Annotated in this window: 16 protein-coding genes; 9 read left to right on the forward strand and 7 right to left on the reverse strand. The window is 70.4% G+C overall.

Annotated features, from left to right (window positions below; all coding sequences use genetic code 11):
* Window positions 1–82: 82 nt before the first annotated feature.
* Window positions 83–1,606 (forward strand): ricin-type beta-trefoil lectin domain protein, encoded by a 1,524-nt coding sequence (locus tag ACIPWY_RS29940; protein ID WP_401535792.1) that lies wholly within the window; start codon window positions 83–85, stop codon window positions 1,604–1,606.
* Window positions 1,607–1,706: 100 nt separating this feature from the next.
* Here ACIPWY_RS29940 and ACIPWY_RS29945 read toward each other — a convergent pair whose 3' ends face one another.
* The gene (locus ACIPWY_RS29945) at window positions 1,707–3,377 is read right to left on the reverse strand and encodes a fumarate hydratase (protein ID WP_362903583.1); all 1,671 of its coding nucleotides are present in this window, start codon (window positions 3,375–3,377) and stop codon (window positions 1,707–1,709) included.
* Window positions 3,378–3,543: 166 nt separating this feature from the next.
* Between ACIPWY_RS29945 and ACIPWY_RS29950 the strand changes: the two genes are divergently transcribed.
* Together ACIPWY_RS29950 and ACIPWY_RS29955 are read left to right on the forward strand one after the other, a co-directional pair.
* A complete protein-coding gene (locus ACIPWY_RS29950) occupies window positions 3,544–4,212 on the forward strand; it encodes a DUF1707 domain-containing protein (RefSeq protein ID WP_362903585.1) in 669 nt (222 codons plus the stop codon).
* Window positions 4,213–4,395: 183 nt separating this feature from the next.
* Window positions 4,396–4,773, forward strand: a complete 378-nt coding sequence (locus ACIPWY_RS29955) for a WhiB family transcriptional regulator (RefSeq protein WP_362903587.1) — start codon at window positions 4,396–4,398, stop codon at window positions 4,771–4,773.
* Between the two features lie 88 nt (window positions 4,774–4,861).
* On the opposite strand, the gene glpX is transcribed toward ACIPWY_RS29955, so the two are convergent.
* Entirely contained in the window at window positions 4,862–5,896 is a 1,035-nt protein-coding gene (glpX, locus tag ACIPWY_RS29960; protein WP_362903589.1) for a class II fructose-bisphosphatase, read from the reverse strand.
* Window positions 5,897–6,046: 150 nt separating this feature from the next.
* Between glpX and ACIPWY_RS29965 the strand changes: the two genes are divergently transcribed.
* On the forward strand, window positions 6,047–6,568 hold the full coding sequence (locus ACIPWY_RS29965; protein WP_362903591.1) for a DUF4245 domain-containing protein: 522 nt from the start codon (window positions 6,047–6,049) through the stop codon (window positions 6,566–6,568).
* Window positions 6,569–6,691: 123 nt separating this feature from the next.
* On the opposite strand, the gene ACIPWY_RS29970 is transcribed toward ACIPWY_RS29965, so the two are convergent.
* From ACIPWY_RS29970 to ACIPWY_RS29985, 4 genes are all read right to left on the reverse strand, one after another.
* Window positions 6,692–7,282, reverse strand: a complete 591-nt coding sequence (locus ACIPWY_RS29970) for a malonic semialdehyde reductase (protein ID WP_362903593.1) — start codon at window positions 7,280–7,282, stop codon at window positions 6,692–6,694.
* A gap of 198 nt (window positions 7,283–7,480) precedes the next feature.
* Complete coding sequence (locus tag ACIPWY_RS29975; RefSeq protein ID WP_362903595.1) at window positions 7,481–7,717, reverse strand: exodeoxyribonuclease VII small subunit; 237 nt, start codon at window positions 7,715–7,717, stop codon at window positions 7,481–7,483.
* On the reverse strand, window positions 7,714–8,982 hold the full coding sequence (xseA, locus tag ACIPWY_RS29980; RefSeq protein WP_362903597.1) for an exodeoxyribonuclease VII large subunit: 1,269 nt from the start codon (window positions 8,980–8,982) through the stop codon (window positions 7,714–7,716). The genes ACIPWY_RS29975 and xseA overlap by 4 nt, the downstream gene beginning before the upstream one ends.
* Window positions 8,983–9,115: 133 nt before the next feature.
* The gene (locus ACIPWY_RS29985; RefSeq protein ID WP_362903599.1) at window positions 9,116–10,495 is read right to left on the reverse strand and encodes an APC family permease; all 1,380 of its coding nucleotides are present in this window, start codon (window positions 10,493–10,495) and stop codon (window positions 9,116–9,118) included.
* Window positions 10,496–10,581: 86 nt separating this feature from the next.
* On the opposite strand from ACIPWY_RS29985, the gene ACIPWY_RS29990 reads away from it, so the two are divergent.
* Entirely contained in the window at window positions 10,582–11,580 is a 999-nt protein-coding gene (locus ACIPWY_RS29990; RefSeq protein ID WP_383886765.1) for a 4-hydroxy-3-methylbut-2-enyl diphosphate reductase, read from the forward strand.
* 30 nt (window positions 11,581–11,610) lie between these two features.
* On the forward strand, window positions 11,611–12,360 hold the full coding sequence (gene ppgK / locus ACIPWY_RS29995; RefSeq protein ID WP_393703711.1) for a polyphosphate--glucose phosphotransferase: 750 nt from the start codon (window positions 11,611–11,613) through the stop codon (window positions 12,358–12,360).
* Window positions 12,361–12,425: 65 nt separating this feature from the next.
* Here ppgK and ACIPWY_RS30000 read toward each other — a convergent pair whose 3' ends face one another.
* On the reverse strand, window positions 12,426–13,097 hold the full coding sequence (locus tag ACIPWY_RS30000) for a DUF6542 domain-containing protein (RefSeq protein WP_401535799.1): 672 nt from the start codon (window positions 13,095–13,097) through the stop codon (window positions 12,426–12,428).
* A gap of 149 nt (window positions 13,098–13,246) precedes the next feature.
* Here ACIPWY_RS30000 and ychF point away from each other — a divergent pair, with 149 nt between their 5' ends.
* From ychF to ACIPWY_RS30015, 3 genes are all read left to right on the forward strand, one after another.
* On the forward strand, window positions 13,247–14,335 hold the full coding sequence (ychF, locus tag ACIPWY_RS30005) for a redox-regulated ATPase YchF (RefSeq protein WP_116510423.1): 1,089 nt from the start codon (window positions 13,247–13,249) through the stop codon (window positions 14,333–14,335).
* 208 nt (window positions 14,336–14,543) lie between these two features.
* A complete protein-coding gene (locus ACIPWY_RS30010; protein ID WP_401535801.1) occupies window positions 14,544–14,984 on the forward strand; it encodes a hypothetical protein in 441 nt (146 codons plus the stop codon).
* Window positions 14,981–15,640, forward strand: a complete 660-nt coding sequence (locus ACIPWY_RS30015; protein ID WP_401535894.1) for a hypothetical protein — start codon at window positions 14,981–14,983, stop codon at window positions 15,638–15,640. The genes ACIPWY_RS30010 and ACIPWY_RS30015 overlap by 4 nt, the downstream gene beginning before the upstream one ends.
* Window positions 15,641–15,642: the final 2 nt, after the last annotated feature.

Genomic DNA, 15,642 nt, shown 5'->3' on the forward strand with positions numbered 1-15,642 from the left:
AGCACTTGTCTTGTTCTGGCTATTCCCAAGTCCCTTACCCGCCAGTAAATACCTCGGGTAACACCCAAACCGGGGAGGCGTCATGAACGTCCTGCACCGCACCAGACCCAGCATCAGATGCGCCGTCGCCGTTGTCGCGGCGACGGCCGCCGCACTCGTCGGCCTGACCGCGCCGACCGCGTCCGCGGCACCCGCCGCCACGGCCACCACCCCGCTCCCGCCCGACCTGGAGCAGATCCGCGCCGCCGAGGCCACCAAGCTCTACGGGAGTCCCGCCGAGCGGCCCCTCGCCGACCGCAAGACCGCCCTCATCTCGCTCGGGGACAGCGAGATCTCCGGGGAGGGCACCGGCACGTACGAGCCCGGCACGAACGGCCCGGACAACTGGTGCCACCGCTCGCCGGACTCCGCCATCCACCGCTCCGGGATCCCGGCCGACGTGACGTACAACGTCTCCTGCTCGGGCGCGTACACCGGCAACATCCGCATCGGCGGCAGCAAGCAGTACGCCGACGAGCTGGTGCAGAGTGACTCTCTCGCCGTCAAGGCACGCAACACGAAGATCAAGATGATCGTGCTTGTCGCGGGCGCCAACGACGACCTCCAGTTCGGCCCCGTCATGACCGACTGCGTGACCCGCTACCTCACCCTCCAGGGCACGTGCGAGCCCAAGTACGCGCCCGGCTGGCAGGCCAGGGTCGACGGGCTCGTGCCCAAGGTCGAGTCGACCGTCGCCGACCTGAAGACCGTGATGCGCGGAGCGGGCTACGCCGACAGCGACTACAAGCTCGTCCTCATGGGCTACCCCAGCCCCATCGGCCCCGACATCCACGACAACCCCAGCTTCCCCGGCAAACTCCCCGGCGGCTGCCTCGGCTACGACTCCGACGCCGCCTGGGGCCGCAACGCGGCCGTCCCCGCCTTCGAACGCGGCATGCGCAAGGCCGCCCAGGAGTCCGGAGCGGTCTACCTCGACAACTCCCGCCTCTTCCAGGGCCACGAGGTCTGCATGGAGGACACCTGGGCCCGCGGCCTCTACGTGGACATCTCCAACCCGTTCCCGCCCGACTCCAACTCCGTGCGCCAGTCCTTCCACCCGAACGTGCGCGGCCACGGCGCCTTCGCCTCCTGTCTCACCCAGCTCTACAACTCCGGCTACCAGGAAGCAGGTTGCGCCGATCCGGCCAGCACCGGCACCCCCAAGCTCTACAAGGGCGGCTGGGACGACGCGTACCGGCCACTGAAGAACGCGGGCACCGGCATGTGCGCTGACGCCCGGGGAGCGAGCAGCGCGAACAACACGGCCGTCATCGGCTGGGACTGCTCGGGAGCCCGGAACCAGGGCTGGTGGTACGACACCACCGGCCGGTCCCTGCACACCGAACTCACCCAGGACCGCTGCGTGGACGTCCCCGACAGCGCCTACAAGGCGGGCACGGCCCTCGTCCTGTGGAACTGCCACGGCGGCACCAACCAGCAGTTCGTCCGCCAGGGCGACACCCTGCGCCCGGCCGCCTCGACGGGCCTGTGCCTGACCCTCGCCTCGGCGAAGGACAACGTGCGGCTGCAGAACTGCGACGGCTCGGCGGGCCAGCGCTTCGCCTAGCCACGGCGGAACCGAAGAAGGGCCGCCCTCCGCCGTGACTCGGCGGGGGCGGCCCTTCTGTCGTGGGTGAGGTGTTACGCGAACTGTCGCGCGTCAGGTGTTACGCGAGGCCGGGGCCGCGCACCGGGATGCTCGTGAACGTCGGGGACGGGGCCGGCTCCTTGAAGAAGTCGTTGCCCTTGTCGTCCACGACGACGAACGCCGGGAAGTCCTCGACCTCGATCTTCCAGACCGCCTCCATGCCGAGCTCCTCGTACTCGACGACCTCGACCTTCTTGATGCAGTCCTGCGCGAGACGGGCGGCCGGGCCGCCGATCGAGCCGAGGTAGAAGCCGCCGTGCGCGTCGCACGCGTCGGTGACCTGCTGCGAGCGGTTGCCCTTGGCCAGCATGACCTTGGAGCCGCCCGCCGCCTGGAACTGCTCCACGTAGGAGTCCATGCGGCCGGCCGTCGTCGGACCGAAGGAACCGGATGCGTAACCCTCCGGGGTCTTCGCCGGGCCCGCGTAGTACACCGGGTGGTCCTTCAGGTACTGCGGCATCTCCTCGCCCGCGTCCAGGCGCTCCTTGATCTTGGCGTGCGCGATGTCGCGCGCCACGACCAGGGGGCCGGTCAGGGAGAGGCGGGTCTTGACGGGGTACTTGGTGAGTTCGGCGAGGATGTCGTCCATCGGCTGGTTCAGGTCGATCTTCACGACGTCGCCGTCCGACTCGAGGTGCTCGTCGGTCGTCTCCGGCAGGAAGCGCGCCGGGTCCGTCTCCAGCTGCTCCAGGAAGACGCCCTCGGCGGTGATCTTCGCGACGGCCTGGCGGTCGGCCGAGCAGGACACGGCGATGGCGACCGGGCAGGACGCGCCGTGCCGCGGCAGGCGAACCACGCGCACGTCGTGGCAGAAGTACTTGCCGCCGAACTGCGCGCCGATGCCGATCTTCTGCGTCAGCTCGAAGACCTTCTCCTCCAGCTCCTTGTCACGGAAGCCGTGGCCGAGCTCGGAGCCCTCGGCGGGGATCTCGTCCAGGTAGTGCGCGGAGGCGTACTTCGCGGTCTTCAGCGCGTACTCGGCGGACGTGCCGCCGACGACGATCGCCAGGTGGTACGGCGGGCAGGCCGCCGTGCCGAGCGAACGGATCTTCTCCTCCAGGAACTTCATCATCGAGCCCTCGTTGAGGACCGCCTTCGTCTCCTGGTAGAGGAAGGACTTGTTGGCCGAGCCGCCGCCCTTGGCCATGATCAGGAACTTGTAGGCGCCGCCGTCGGTCGCGTACAGCTCGATCTGCGCCGGCAGGTTCGAGCCGGTGTTCTTCTCGTCCCACATGTTCAGCGGGGCCATCTGCGAGTAGCGCAGGTTCAGGTTCTTGTACGCGTCGTAGATGCCGCGGGAGAGAGCCGCCTCGTCGCCGCCCTCCGTGAGCACGTTCTGCCCGCGCTTGCCCATGACGATCGCGGTGCCGGTGTCCTGGCACATGGGGAGCACGCCGGCCGCCGCGATGTTCGCGTTCTTCAGCAGGTCGAGCGCGACGAACTTGTCGTTGCCCGACGCCTCCGGGTCGTCGATGATGCGGCGCAGCTGCGCGAGGTGGGCCGGGCGCAGGTAGTGCTGGATGTCGTGGATGGCCTCCTCGGCGAGCTTGCGCAGCGCCTCGGGCTCGACCTTCAGGAACGTACGGCCGTCCGGCCCCTCGGCGGTGGAGACACCCTCCGTGGTCACCAGTCGGTACGGGGTGGTGTCCTCGCCCTGGGGGAGCAGATCGGTGTACGCGAACTCAGGCATCTCGCCCATTCCTCTTTCGGCCGGTAGCAGCTGGCATCCATTGGCAGCGCCAACCAGCGTAGAACCTGACGGCACGGCCGAACCTGTGAGGTAAGGCTCAGTTGCGCACCGTCCTGTACCGCTCGCCCCCTAGTCGCGATCTATCGCGTTTGGGTACTGTGGCCGGGTGGACCTTGAGAAGCGCCCCGAGCAGCCCGCGCCGCAGACCGACCTGCGCGCCTCCGACGCCGACCGCGACCGCACCGCGGACATCCTGCGCGAGGCCCTCGCCGAGGGCCGGCTCACCGCTGAGGAGCACGCCGAGCGGATCGACGGGGTGTACCGCGCCAAGACCCACGCCGAGCTGGAGCCGCTCGTCAGGGACCTGCCCGGCGCCCACACGCAGCACCGGCCCGCGTCCTCCTCGCCGGCCCCGAACCGCCCCGCCACGGGCACGGTCCCCGCGGTCGCCGACGAGAACCTGGTCGCCGTCTTCAGCACCTCGTCCCGCAAGGGCCGCTGGCGGGTGGGCCGCAGGACCCACGCGTACGCCGTGTTCGGCAACATCGAGATCGACCTCAGCGAGGCGATCTTCGAGTACCAGCAGGTCGTGATCAAGGCGGTCTCCGTCTTCGGGAACGTGGAGGTCCGCGTCCCGGAGAACATCTCGCTGCGCGGCAGCGGCGGCGGCGTCCTCGGCAACTTCGAGGTGGACACCCTCGACTCGGCCGACCCGGACGCGCCCGTCGTCTACGTCGACGGCATCGCGGTCCTCGGCAACATCGAGGCCAAGCCCAAGCGCGGCAAGCGCCTGCGCGATCTCCACGACCGCATGCGCAAACACCTCGACGGCTGACACCTCCGCCGCGGCGGACGCACGGCGGAGGCGCTGAGGAGGCGTGGCGGAGGCGCTGAGGAAGCGCGGCGTCCGGTGGCCGGGGAACTCCCGTCCTTCGGAACTCAGTGCATAGGCGCGCACACAGCGGGTAGAGGTTGCTGCATCGTCGCTCGCTCGCGAAGCCGTCGTCAGGAGTAGACCGTGCCGCACCCGCCGCATCAGTCCCTGCAGGTCGCCGCCGTCCCCCCGCAGCGGGGGCCAGTGCGAGATCGGGACCAGGACGCCCCGTGGCACACGGAGGCCGTGTGCAGGCGCGACGAAGCCGGCCTCTTCTTCGCCCCTTCCAAGGAGCCGACCGCGGCCCGCCTGTCCCGCGAGGAGGCGGCCAAGCGCGTCTGCGCCCGCTGCCCCGTGATGGTCGAGTGCCGCGAGCACGCGCTCCTTCAGCCCGAGCCCTACGGCGTGTGGGGCGGCCTCACCGCCGCGGAGCGCCGCGTGGCCCTCGCCCGCAGGCGCCGTCGTGAGGTCGAGCTCCACAAGGCGGCGAGCTCGGTCGACCAGATCCGCGCGGCCGGTTAGCCGCACCCCTCCCGATACGCGAACGGGGCGCCCCTCCGCACAAAGGGGCGCCCCGAACGCGTAGCGGAAAGTACCTGCTTCGCGTGACCTACTTGGCGCGGTCGAAGTCGATCGCGCTGTACGCGCGCAGCTTCGACAGCCGGTGCTGCGAGTCGATCTGACGGATCGTGCCCGACTTGGAGCGCATCACCAGCGAGGACGTCGTGGCGCTCTCGGCGCGGTAGCGGACGCCGCGCAGCAGCTCGCCGTCCGTGATGCCGGTGGCGACGAAGAACACGTTCTCGCCGGAGACCAGGTCGTTCGTCGACAGGACGCGGTCCAGGTCGTGGCCCGCGTCGATCGCCCGCTGGCGCTCCGCGTCGTCCTTGGGCCACAGCTTGCCCTGGATGACACCGCCCAGGCACTTGATGGCGCACGCCGAGATGATGCCTTCGGGGGTGCCGCCGATGCCCAGGAGCAGGTCGACGCCGCTGTCCTCGCGCACGGCGAGCACGGAGCCCGCGACGTCGCCGTCGGAGATCAGCTTGATCCGGGCGCCGGCCTCGCGGACCTCCTTGATGATGCCCTCGTGGCGCGGCCGGTCCAGGATGACGACCGTGACGTCCTCGGGAGCGGCCCGCTTGGCCTTGGCGATACGGCGGATGTTCACCGCCACCGGGGCGTTGATGTCCACGTAGTCGGCGGCCTCGGGGCCCGCGACCAGCTTGTCCATGTAGAAGACGGCGGACGGGTCGAACATGGTGCCGCGGTCGGCGGCGGCCAGGACGGCGATGGCGTTCGGCATGCCCTTGGCGCAGAGCGTGGTGCCGTCGATCGGGTCCACGGCGATGTCGACCTCGGCGCTCGTCCCGTCGCCGACGCGCTCCCCGTTGAAGAGCATCGGGGCTTCGTCCTTCTCACCCTCACCGATGACGACGACGCCGTTCATCGAGACGGTGGAGACGAGGGTCCGCATGGCGCGTACGGCGGCGCCGTCCGCCCCGATCTTGTCGCCGCGGCCGACCCAGCGGCCGGCGGCCATGGCCGCGGCCTCGGTGACCCGGACGAGCTCCAGGGCGAGGTTCCGGTCGGGAGCCTCCGCGGGGACTTCGAGTTCGGACGGCAACTGGTGATGCTCGGTCATCGAGACGCACCTTTCTGATACGACGACGGCCGGATGAGGGTGATGGCCACGACTCTATCGTCAGGCCGACAAAATGAGCAGAGGGCCCCACGTTTGAGCAGACCGGGCCCACGTGCGGTGATCGCTCACGTACCTGCGACGATTGGGGGCGTGGCAGGTACCAAAGGCAAGAAGACCGTGGGAAGTCTGGTCCTCTCGATGGGCGCGACTGTCCTCGCGGCGGCAGGCATCTACGTGTTCGTCCCGCACGACGACTCCGGCACCCCGCCGGTGAAGCGCGTGGACTACCGCGTGGAGCTGCTGACGGCGCGGCGCGCGGCGGCGTACCCGGTGGCGGCGCCCGAGGGGCTCGCGAAGTCCTGGAAGCCGACGTCGGTGCGGTTCCAGGGCTCGAACTTCGACGCCTGGCACCTCGGCTTCCACGATGCCGACGGCCAGTACGTGGGCGTCGAGCAGTCCACGGAGAAGGCGTCCGTCTTCATCGACCGGACGAGCCAGGGTGCCACCGAGACCAGCGCGACGCAGCGCATCGGCGACGAGACCTGGCGGCGCTACAAGGGCGGCCAGTACGACGCCCTGGTGCTCAAGGGCGACAAGTCGACGACCGTCGTGACCGGTACGGCGTCGTTCGCGCAGCTGACGAAGATGGCCGAGGCGCTGCGGACGAAGTAGCGGGTTCAGGTATTCCGGCTGTTGCAGGGATTTCGACGCATGGGAAAGGCCCCCCGGCTGTTGCCGGGGGGCCTTTCCCGTGAAGCGTGCGGGAGTGCTCGGCGAGAGCACTCGGCCGGAGACTCAGACCGTGGTGATGACCTGGTCGTGCTCCAGGCGCGGGGAGCGCGGGAACCAGGCGTCCTCGCCCGGCTTGCCGATGTTGATGACCATCAGGGGGGTGTGGTCGTCGTCCAGGAACTCCTTCTGGACACCGGCGAAGTCGAGGCCGGTCATCGGGCCCGCGGCCAGGCCGGCGGCGCGGACGCCGATGATGAAGTACGCGGCCTGGAGGGTGGCGTTCAGGGCGGCGGCGCCCTCGCGGGCGGGACGCTCTGCGAAGAAGACGTCCTTGGCCTGCGGGAAGTGCGGGAACAGCGCCGGGAGCTCCTCGTGGAACTCGTTGTCCGCGGAGAGGATCGCGACCAGCGGGGCGGAGGCCGTCTTCGGCTGGTTGCCCTCGGCCATGTGCTGCACGAGGCGCTCGCGGGCCTCGGGGGAGCGGACCAGCGTGATGCGCAGCGGCGACTGGTTGAACGCCGTCGGACCGAACTTGACCAGGTCGTAGATCGCCTGGACCTGCTCGTCGGTCACCGGCTCGTCGGTGAAGGTGTTCGCGGTGCGGGCCTCGCGGAACAGCAGGTCCTGGGCGGCGGGGTCAAGAACGAGAGACATGGATCAACCTTCTCGATACGTACGTTCTGGGGGTGCGGCGGGTCCGTCGCGACGCTGCGAACGGACCAGCCGATGCACACGACAGTACGTCAGTACCGTTTAACTTTCAATCAAACCCGGAACCTCGTGACCCGCTTCACAAACCCCTGACGCCGCGTCTCGTGCCGCTCACCGTCCGCAGACCCCCCGCACGGCCCTTCACTCCTCGTCGTCCGCGTCCCCGTCAGGCCCGGACTCCGCCAGCGCCGCGTCCAGGCGCGCCCGCGCCCCGTCCAGCCAGCGCCGGCACACCTTCGCCAGCTCCTCGCCCCGCTCCCACAGCGCGAGCGACTCCTCCAGCGACGTGCCGCCCGCCTCGAGCCGCCGGACGACCTCGATCAGCTCGTCCCGCGCCTGCTCGTAGCCGAGCCCGGCCTCGTCCGTCTTGGTGGTCATGCGCTCTCCTGGTTCCCGTTCTCGACCCGTACGTTCCCGGTCTCGACCTGCACGTTCCCGTTCTCGACCCGTACGGTGAATTCGCCCTCGGCGACCCGTGCCCGCAGTACCTCGTCCGCCGTCACGTCCTCCGCCGCGCGCACGACGTCCCCGTCGGCTTTCTGCAGCACCGCGTAACCCCGCTTCAGGGTCGCGGCCGGGGACAGGGCCACCACGCGCGCGTGCGTGTGCGACAGCTCCGACTCGGCGCGGTCGAGGAGATGCCCGAGCGTGCGCCGGCCGCGCTCGGCCAGCGACGTCACCTGCTCCTCGCGCACCTCGATCATGCGGTGCGGATCCTCCATGACGGGCCGGGCGAGGGCATGTCTGAGCCCGCGCTCCTCCCGGTCCACGAACGACTCGACGCTGCGCCGTGCCCGGTCCCGCAGCAACTGCACCCGCTCGTACTCCTCGCCGACGTCCGGCACGACCTTCTTCGCCGCGTCGGTCGGAGTGGAGGCGCGCAGGTCGGCCACGTGGTCGAGGAGCGGGTTGTCCGGCTCGTGGCCGATCGCCGAGACGACCGGCGTGCGGCAGGCGGCGACCGCCCGCACCAGCTGCTCGTCCGAGAACGGCAGGAGGTCCTCGACGCTGCCGCCGCCGCGCGCCACGATGATCACGTCGACGTCGTCGAGCGAGTCCAGCTCCTTGACCGCCTGCACGACCTGCGGCACGGCGTGCACGCCCTGCACCGGGACGTTCCGGACCTCGAAGCGGACGGCGGGCCAGCGGTGCCGCGCGTTCTCCAGGACGTCCCGCTCGGCGGCCGACGCGCGCCCGCACACGAGCCCGATGAGCTGCGGCAGGAACGGCAGCGCCTTCTTGCGCTCCGGCGCGAAGAGGCCCTCGCGGGCCAGGGACTTCTTCAACTGCTCCAGCCTGGCGAGCAGTTCACCGACTCCCACCGGTCTGATCTCGGAGGCGCGCAGCGACAGCTGGCCGCGCGGCGCGTACCACTCGGGCTTCGCCTGGACGACGACGCGCGCGCCCTCGCTCACGACGTCGGCGACCGCGTCGAACACCTGGCGGTAGCAGGTGACGCCGACCGAGATGTCGTGCGACGGATCGCGCAGCGTCAGGAACACGACGCCGGCGCCGGGGCGCCGGGACAGCTGGGTGATCTGCCCCTCGACCCACACGGCACCGAGCCGGTCGATCCACCGCCCGATGAGCCGCGACACCTCCCCGACGGGCAGCGGGGCGTCCGCGGACGTATTCACAGCCATGCCGGTGAGCGTAGCCGCACCCACCGACAACGCTCCGTGACGCGAAGGGCGCAGAGGGGACGCCGTGGCGGCCCGGCCGTACGCACCGGCGTCCACCCCGTCGGACCTCCCGCCCGCCTGCCCCGACGCCCCGTCAGACCGCCCGCCCGCCCCGCCGTCCCCTCTGCGCCACCAGCACCACGAGCCCCACCGCCAGCCAGATCGCGCCCACCACCTGGGCCGTGCCCGACGCCTCCACGATCACGGCGACCGTGATGGCCGCGCCGAGCACCGGGACGAGCAGATGCCGCCACCAGCTGACCGTCCCCCCGCCGCGCCGCACCACGAACCAGCCCACCACGCTCGCGTGCAGCAGCACGAACGCCGTGAGAGCGCCGATGTCGACCACCGAGACCAGATGGTCGAGGCCGTCGTCCCTGCGGGCCGCCCAGACCGCCGCGACCAGCGTCACCACCGCCGCGCACAGCAGCGCGACCCGTGGCACCCCGGAGTCGGTGCGCGACAGCGCCTTCGGCAGCCGCCGGTCGCGGGCCATCGCGAACAGCAGCCGCCCGGCCGCCGCCTGCCCGGCCAGCGCCGCGAACGCCGCGCCGATCGCCTTGCTGACCGCCACCAGGTCGTGCAGCCACCCGCCGACCGACACGTCGATCGCGTCGTAGAAGGCGGACCCCTGCTTGGCCGGGTCCGCGGCGAGCTCCGCCGACGGCACCGGTTCGAGGAGCGCCACGAGATACGTCTGCGCGATGAACAGCACACCCGCGAGCGCCAGACAGAACAGCACAGCCCGCGCCACTTTCGCCGAGCCGCCCGTGACCTCCTCCGCGAACGAGACGATCGCGTCGAAACCCAGATACGACAGCACGGCGACGGACACCGCGCCGACGACCGCCGACAGCGCGAACGCGCCCTGCGAGCCGTCCCCGGTCAGCGGCGAGAGCCAGCCGCGCGCCGCCCCGTCGCGTGCGAGTACGACGATCGCCGACCCGATGAACACGAGCAGCACGACGATCTCCATCGCCAGGACCGCGAAGCCCACCCGGGCCGCCGCCCGCACGCCCCACAGGTTCAGGAGCGTCGTGATGATCACGGCCAGGGCCGTCCACACCCAGCGCGACACGGACGGCACCAGGGCGTTCATCGCGATCCCGGAGAAGAGATAGGCGACAGCCGGGATGAGGAGGTAGTCGAGCATCGCCATCCACCCGGCGATGAACCCCGGCGCCTCACCGAGTCCCACGCGCGCGTAGGTGAAGACCGAGCCGGCCTGCGGGGCGACCCGCACCATCTGCGCGTAGCTGAACGCGGTGAACGCCATCGCGACCGTCGCGACGACGTACACCAGTGCGACGGCGCCGTGCGACCTGGCGTCGAGGGTGCCGAAGACCCCGACGGGGGCCATCGGGGCGATGAACAGGAGCCCGTAGACGACGAGGTCCCGGAAGCCGAGGCTGCGCCGCAGTCCGTCCTCCTCGGCGGGCTGCGGGGGGACGTCGGCGGGAGCGTTGGCGGACATCGTGCCTCCGTTCGTCGCGCACAGGCCTCCAGTCTCCCCAGACGGGCGATCTTTGACCCGTTGGGCGCGGCCTTACGATGGTGTGCATGACTGCTACGACTGGCCCCCGCCGCGTCCTGCTCGCCGCCCCCCGGGGCTACTGCGCCGGTGTGGACCGTGCCGTGATCGCCGTCGAGAAGGCCCTCGAGCAGTACGGGGCCCCGATCTATGTCCGCCACGAGATCGTCCACAACAAGTACGTCGTACAGACCCTGGAGAAGAAGGGCGCGATCTTCGTCGACGTGACGGCGGAGGTCCCCGAGGGGTCGATCGTCATGTTCTCCGCCCACGGTGTGGCACCGACCGTCCATGAGGAGGCCGCCGAGCGCAGGCTCGCGACCATCGACGCGACGTGCCCCCTGGTCACCAAGGTCCACAAGGAAGCCGTCCGTTTCGCCAAGGAGGACTACGACATCCTCCTGATCGGCCACGAGGGCCACGAAGAGGTCATCGGCACGTCGGGCGAGGCCCCGGACCACATCACGCTGGTCGACGGCCCCGAGGACGTCGCGGGCGTCGAGGTGCGCGACCCGGACAAGGTCGTCTGGCTCTCCCAGACCACCCTCTCCGTGGACGAGACCATGGAGACGGTCGACGCACTCAAGACCAAGTTCCCGAACCTGCTCTCGCCGCCCAGCGACGACATCTGCTACGCCACGCAGAACCGGCAGATCGCGGTGAAGAAGCTGGCCGAGGACGCCCAGCTCGTCATCGTCGTCGGCTCCAAGAACTCCTCGAACTCGATCCGGATGGTCGAGGTCGCCCTGGACGCCGGGGCGCCCGCCGCCCATCTCGTGGACTTCGCCGCCGAGATCGACGAGGCCTGGCTCGAGGGCGTCACCACGGTCGGCCTCACCTCCGGCGCCTCGGTCCCCGACGTCCTGGTCGACGGCGTGCTCGAGTGGCTGGCCGAGCGCGGTTACGGCGACGTGGAGACCGTGAAGACCGCCGACGAGTCCATCACCTTCTCGCTGCCGAAGGAACTCCGCCGTGACCTGCGCGCGGAGGCCGCGGCCCTCGCCGTGGACGACTCCGCCGGGGAGTGACCGTCAGCCACTCGTCGTAACGTGGTGTCCATGCAGATCTTCGGCGTGGACATCGGCGGATCAGGAATCAAGGGCGCACCCGTTGACCTGGACCGCGGAGACCTGACACAGGAGCGGTTCAAGGTCCTCACCCCGCATCCGGCCACGCCCGACGGCGTGGCCGACGGGGTGGAGCAGGTCGTGGAGCACTTCGGCACGCGGCCCGACCGGGTCGGCATCACCTTCCCCGGCGTCGTCACGGGCGGCGCCATGATCCGTACGGCCGCCAACGTCGACAAGTCGTGGATCGACGTCGACGCCCGCGCCCTCCTCGGCGAGCGGCTCGGCGGGCTCCCCGTGACGGTCCTCAACGACGCGGACGCGGCGGGCGTCGCCGAGATGCACTTCGGCGCGGGCCGCGGCCGCAAGGGCGTGGTCATGCTCCTCACGTTCGGCACCGGCATCGGCAGCGCCCTGTTCGTCGACGGGCAGCTCGTACCGAACACCGAGCTGGGCCATCTCGAGCTGCACGGCCACGATGCCGAGAAGCACGCCTCGACGAAGGCGAAGGAAGACCACGACCTGAGCTGGGATCACTGGGCGCACCGCGTCCAGAAGTACCTGGCGCACGTCGAGATGCTGTTCTCACCCGAACTGTTCATCATCGGCGGCGGTGTCAGCCGCAAGGCCGACAAGTTCCTGCCCCTGATCAAGGGCATCAAGGCGGAGATCGTCCCGGCGCAGTTGCAGAACAACGCGGGCATCGTGGGCGCGGCGATGGCGGCGGCACAGCAGGGGTAGCGAGCACCGGGCTGGGTCGTGCGGTGGCGGGGGTGCCGAAGGGGGCTCGGGCCGGCGGCCGCCGGTCAGGGCGTACGCCGCCTGGGGCGTGGGGCCGAGGTCACCTGTTGCGCTCCCGTCCCCGGGGAGCCGGCGCGGGCCTGTGCGAGGGCTCGCCGGCGGGCCGCGCGCCGGGCGATGTGGCGGATGCCGCGTACGGTCACGACGAGTCCGGCGACGAGCGTGCCGCCGTACAGCCAGCCGGCGTGCATCGCGAGGGCCGTCACCAGCCCCATCACCCGCCCGCCGAACCCGCCCGAGCCGTCGGCCACCGGCAGGATGCCGACGGCGAAGCCGATCGGCACGGCGACCGGAGCGGACACCAGGTCGGCGTGCCGCACCCACATCGCGGTGAGCGTGCTCACCAGCATGAACAGCACCCCGTACACCGCGATCGAGCCGTCGAGCAGCAGGCCGTCCAGGCAGGCGAGCCCGAACATCGTGGCCACGCAGAACAGCCCGCTGCCGAGGCCGGTGAGGCGCGGATCGGGGAAGCGGCGCAGCGCAAGGACGACCGGCGGCACGGGGCGGGGCACTGTGCCGCCGACCTTGCCCGACGCCCGGTACACCGTGCCGGACCCGGACCCGGCGGGCCCGTCGCGGCCGTCGCTGCCGCCCTGCGCCTGCGGGGGGAGCGGGGGCGTGCGGCGGGGCCTGGTCTGCGGGGCGCGCGGCGGCGTGCGTCGGGGTTGATCCACTGCACCAACTTAGGTCGGGTTATGTGTGGAATCCGCTCCGGGACACGCGGTTTCGCCGACCTTGGCCAAGCGTTCGATACGGCGCCGGGGGGTCGCGCGGCACGCCGTAGACTGGGGGTCCTCCATCCTCACGTACGGGAAGTCGCAACGTGTCGCTCACGATCGGAATCGTCGGCCTGCCGAATGTCGGCAAGTCGACCCTGTTCAACGCCCTGACCAAGAACGACGTGCTGGCGGCCAACTACCCGTTCGCCACGATCGAGCCGAACGTGGGCGTCGTCGGTGTCCCCGACCCCCGCCTCGCCAAGCTCGCCGAGGTCTTCAGCTCGCAGAAGATCCTCCCGGCGACGGTCGACTTCGTCGACATCGCGGGCATCGTGCGCGGCGCCTCCGAGGGTGAGGGCCTGGGCAACAAGTTCCTCGCGAACATCCGCGAGTCGGACGCGATCTGCCAGGTCATCCGCGCCTTCAAGGACGAGAACGTCGTGCACGTCGACGGCAAGGTCTCGCCCAAGGACGACATCGAGACGATCAACACCGAGCTGATCCTCGCGGACCTCCAGTCCGTCGAGAAGCAGGTCCCGCGCCTCCAGAAGGAGTCCCGCCTCCAGAAGGAGAAGGTCGCGGTGCTCGCCGCGGTCGAGGAGGCGCAGAAGATCCTCGAGTCCGGCACGACGCTCTTCGCCGCGGGCATCACCGCCGGCACGGAGAAGGGCCGCCTGCTCCACGAGCTCCACCTCCTGACCACCAAGCCCTTCCTCTACGTCTTCAACGTGGACGAGGACGAGCTGGTCGACGAGGACTTCAAGAACGAGCAGCGTGCCCTGGTCGCCCCCGCCGAGGCGATCTTCCTGAACGCCAAGATCGAGTCCGAGCTGATCGAGCTCGACGACGACGAGGCACTCGAACTCCTCCAGTCGATGGGCCAGGAAGAGCCGGGCCTGGCCACGCTCGGCCGCGTCGGCTTCGACACCCTGGGCCTCCAGACGTACCTGACGGCAGGCCCGAAGGAAACGCGCGCCTGGACCATCAAGAAGGGCGCCACGGCCCCCGAGGCGGCCGGTGTCATCCACACCGACTTCCAGAAGGGCTTCATCAAGGCGGAGGTCATCTCCTTCGACGACCTGATGGAGACGGGCTCGGTCGCAGAGGCCCGCGCCAAGGGCAAGGCCCGCATGGAGGGCAAGGACTATGTGATGCAGGACGGGGACGTGGTGGAGTTCCGCTTCAACGTCTGATCCTTCGTCAGGAAATGCGTCCGTACCGCCTGTTGGGCGGGCGGGCGCTTTTCTGGCTGTGGGGAGTCCTCGGCTTGCCGGGTGCGGTGGCGGCCTTGAGGGCGGTCACGGCGGTGGTGGCCGTGGCGGTGGGCGGGAACCATCGGGGGTGGGTGGGGCGTGCTTTGTGGGAAGGCGCGTTGTTGTCGATGCCGGGGGAGGCAATGAAGTGCGTGACGGGACTGCGCTCGCCGAGCAGATCGCTGAGCGGCGGGACGGGGCGGGTGACCCACGGGCGCTCCTCGGGGAGCTGAGGCGGGCCACGGTGCTCGTACCGCTGGACCGGGGCGGGCTGTGGACGGGGCATCTCGGCGGTGTGCGGTGGGTGTTCGCGTTCACCGGCGAGGAGGCCCTCGCCCGCTTCGCGCAATCGCGGGAGTCCACGAACGCCCAGGACAGCGCGCGGCCCTGGGAGTTCGCCGAACTGCTCGGCGCCCGGCTGCTCGACGAGATCATCCCGGCGATGGGCGAGCCCGCGGGCGTCGCCGTAGATGTCGCGGACCCCGACGGGTCCATGCTCTTCCCGCCCGCCATGGGCATCGTTCCGGACGAAGCCGCCGTCGACGGGCCGGACAAGCCGGTCGGCGGGACCGCAGGGGGTGCCGCCTGATGGGCGACGGGGCGAAGGACCTCGGTGTCGACCACTACACCGTCCAGCGGCTCACCCAGGGCATACGCGACGCGGTCGGTGAGCTGAAGGAGATCGGTACCAGCACCGGAGCGGTGCTCGGCAAAGGCTTCTCCGAACTGGCGATGACCGGCATGGAAGCCGGGCACCACGGCCTGTCCGTGGACTTCGAGGACTTCTGCGAGCGGTGGGAGTGGGGCGTACGGGCACTGGTCCAGGACGCCAACACCATCGCGGCGAAGCTCGGCCTGGCCGCGGGCGTGCTGTGGGAGGAGGACCGGTACGTCGAGAGCGCGCTGAAGTACGGCGTCAACTCGATCGCCGGCGGTAGCCCGTACGCCTCCGAGGAGGACATCGCGGGGCAGGACTGGGGCGATGTCTTCACCCCCGACGCGCTGAACCCGGACTGGAGCGCCGGGTCGTGGGACCGCGCCGGTGACGAGATGGGCCAGACCTGGAAGGACACCGGGCGCGCGCTGGTCACCGAGGGACAGGGCGGCGAACAGTCGCGCAGGCTCAACGACCTCTTCGGCATCGACCAGGAACAGTTCGACAGGGCCGTCGACGACACCTTCGGGCCGTCGCCCGAGGAGCGGGCCCAGCAGGAACAGCAGCGGAACGACGGCGAGGGGAACTGACG

The organism is Streptomyces sp. NPDC090032, assembly GCF_044748025.1.
Classification (GTDB): Bacteria; Actinomycetota; Actinomycetes; order Streptomycetales; family Streptomycetaceae; genus Streptomyces.

Excerpts from the sequence above, each read along its gene's own strand:
- ACIPWY_RS29940 (WP_401535792.1), top strand. The coding sequence starts at position 83 with ATGAACGTCCTGCACCGCACCAGACCCAGCATCAGATGCGCCGTCGCC.
- ACIPWY_RS29945 (WP_362903583.1), bottom strand. The coding sequence starts at position 3,377 with ATGCCTGAGTTCGCGTACACCGATCTGCTCCCCCAGGGCGAGGACACC.
- glpX (WP_362903589.1), bottom strand. The coding sequence starts at position 5,896 with ATGACCGAGCATCACCAGTTGCCGTCCGAACTCGAAGTCCCCGCGGAG.
- ACIPWY_RS29970 (WP_362903593.1), bottom strand. The coding sequence starts at position 7,282 with ATGTCTCTCGTTCTTGACCCCGCCGCCCAGGACCTGCTGTTCCGCGAG.
- ACIPWY_RS29975 (WP_362903595.1), bottom strand. The coding sequence starts at position 7,717 with ATGACCACCAAGACGGACGAGGCCGGGCTCGGCTACGAGCAGGCGCGG.
- xseA (WP_362903597.1), bottom strand. The coding sequence starts at position 8,982 with ATGGCTGTGAATACGTCCGCGGACGCCCCGCTGCCCGTCGGGGAGGTG.
- ACIPWY_RS29985 (WP_362903599.1), bottom strand. The coding sequence starts at position 10,495 with ATGTCCGCCAACGCTCCCGCCGACGTCCCCCCGCAGCCCGCCGAGGAG.
- ACIPWY_RS29990 (WP_383886765.1), top strand. The coding sequence starts at position 10,582 with ATGACTGCTACGACTGGCCCCCGCCGCGTCCTGCTCGCCGCCCCCCGG.
- ppgK (WP_393703711.1), top strand. The coding sequence starts at position 11,611 with ATGCAGATCTTCGGCGTGGACATCGGCGGATCAGGAATCAAGGGCGCA.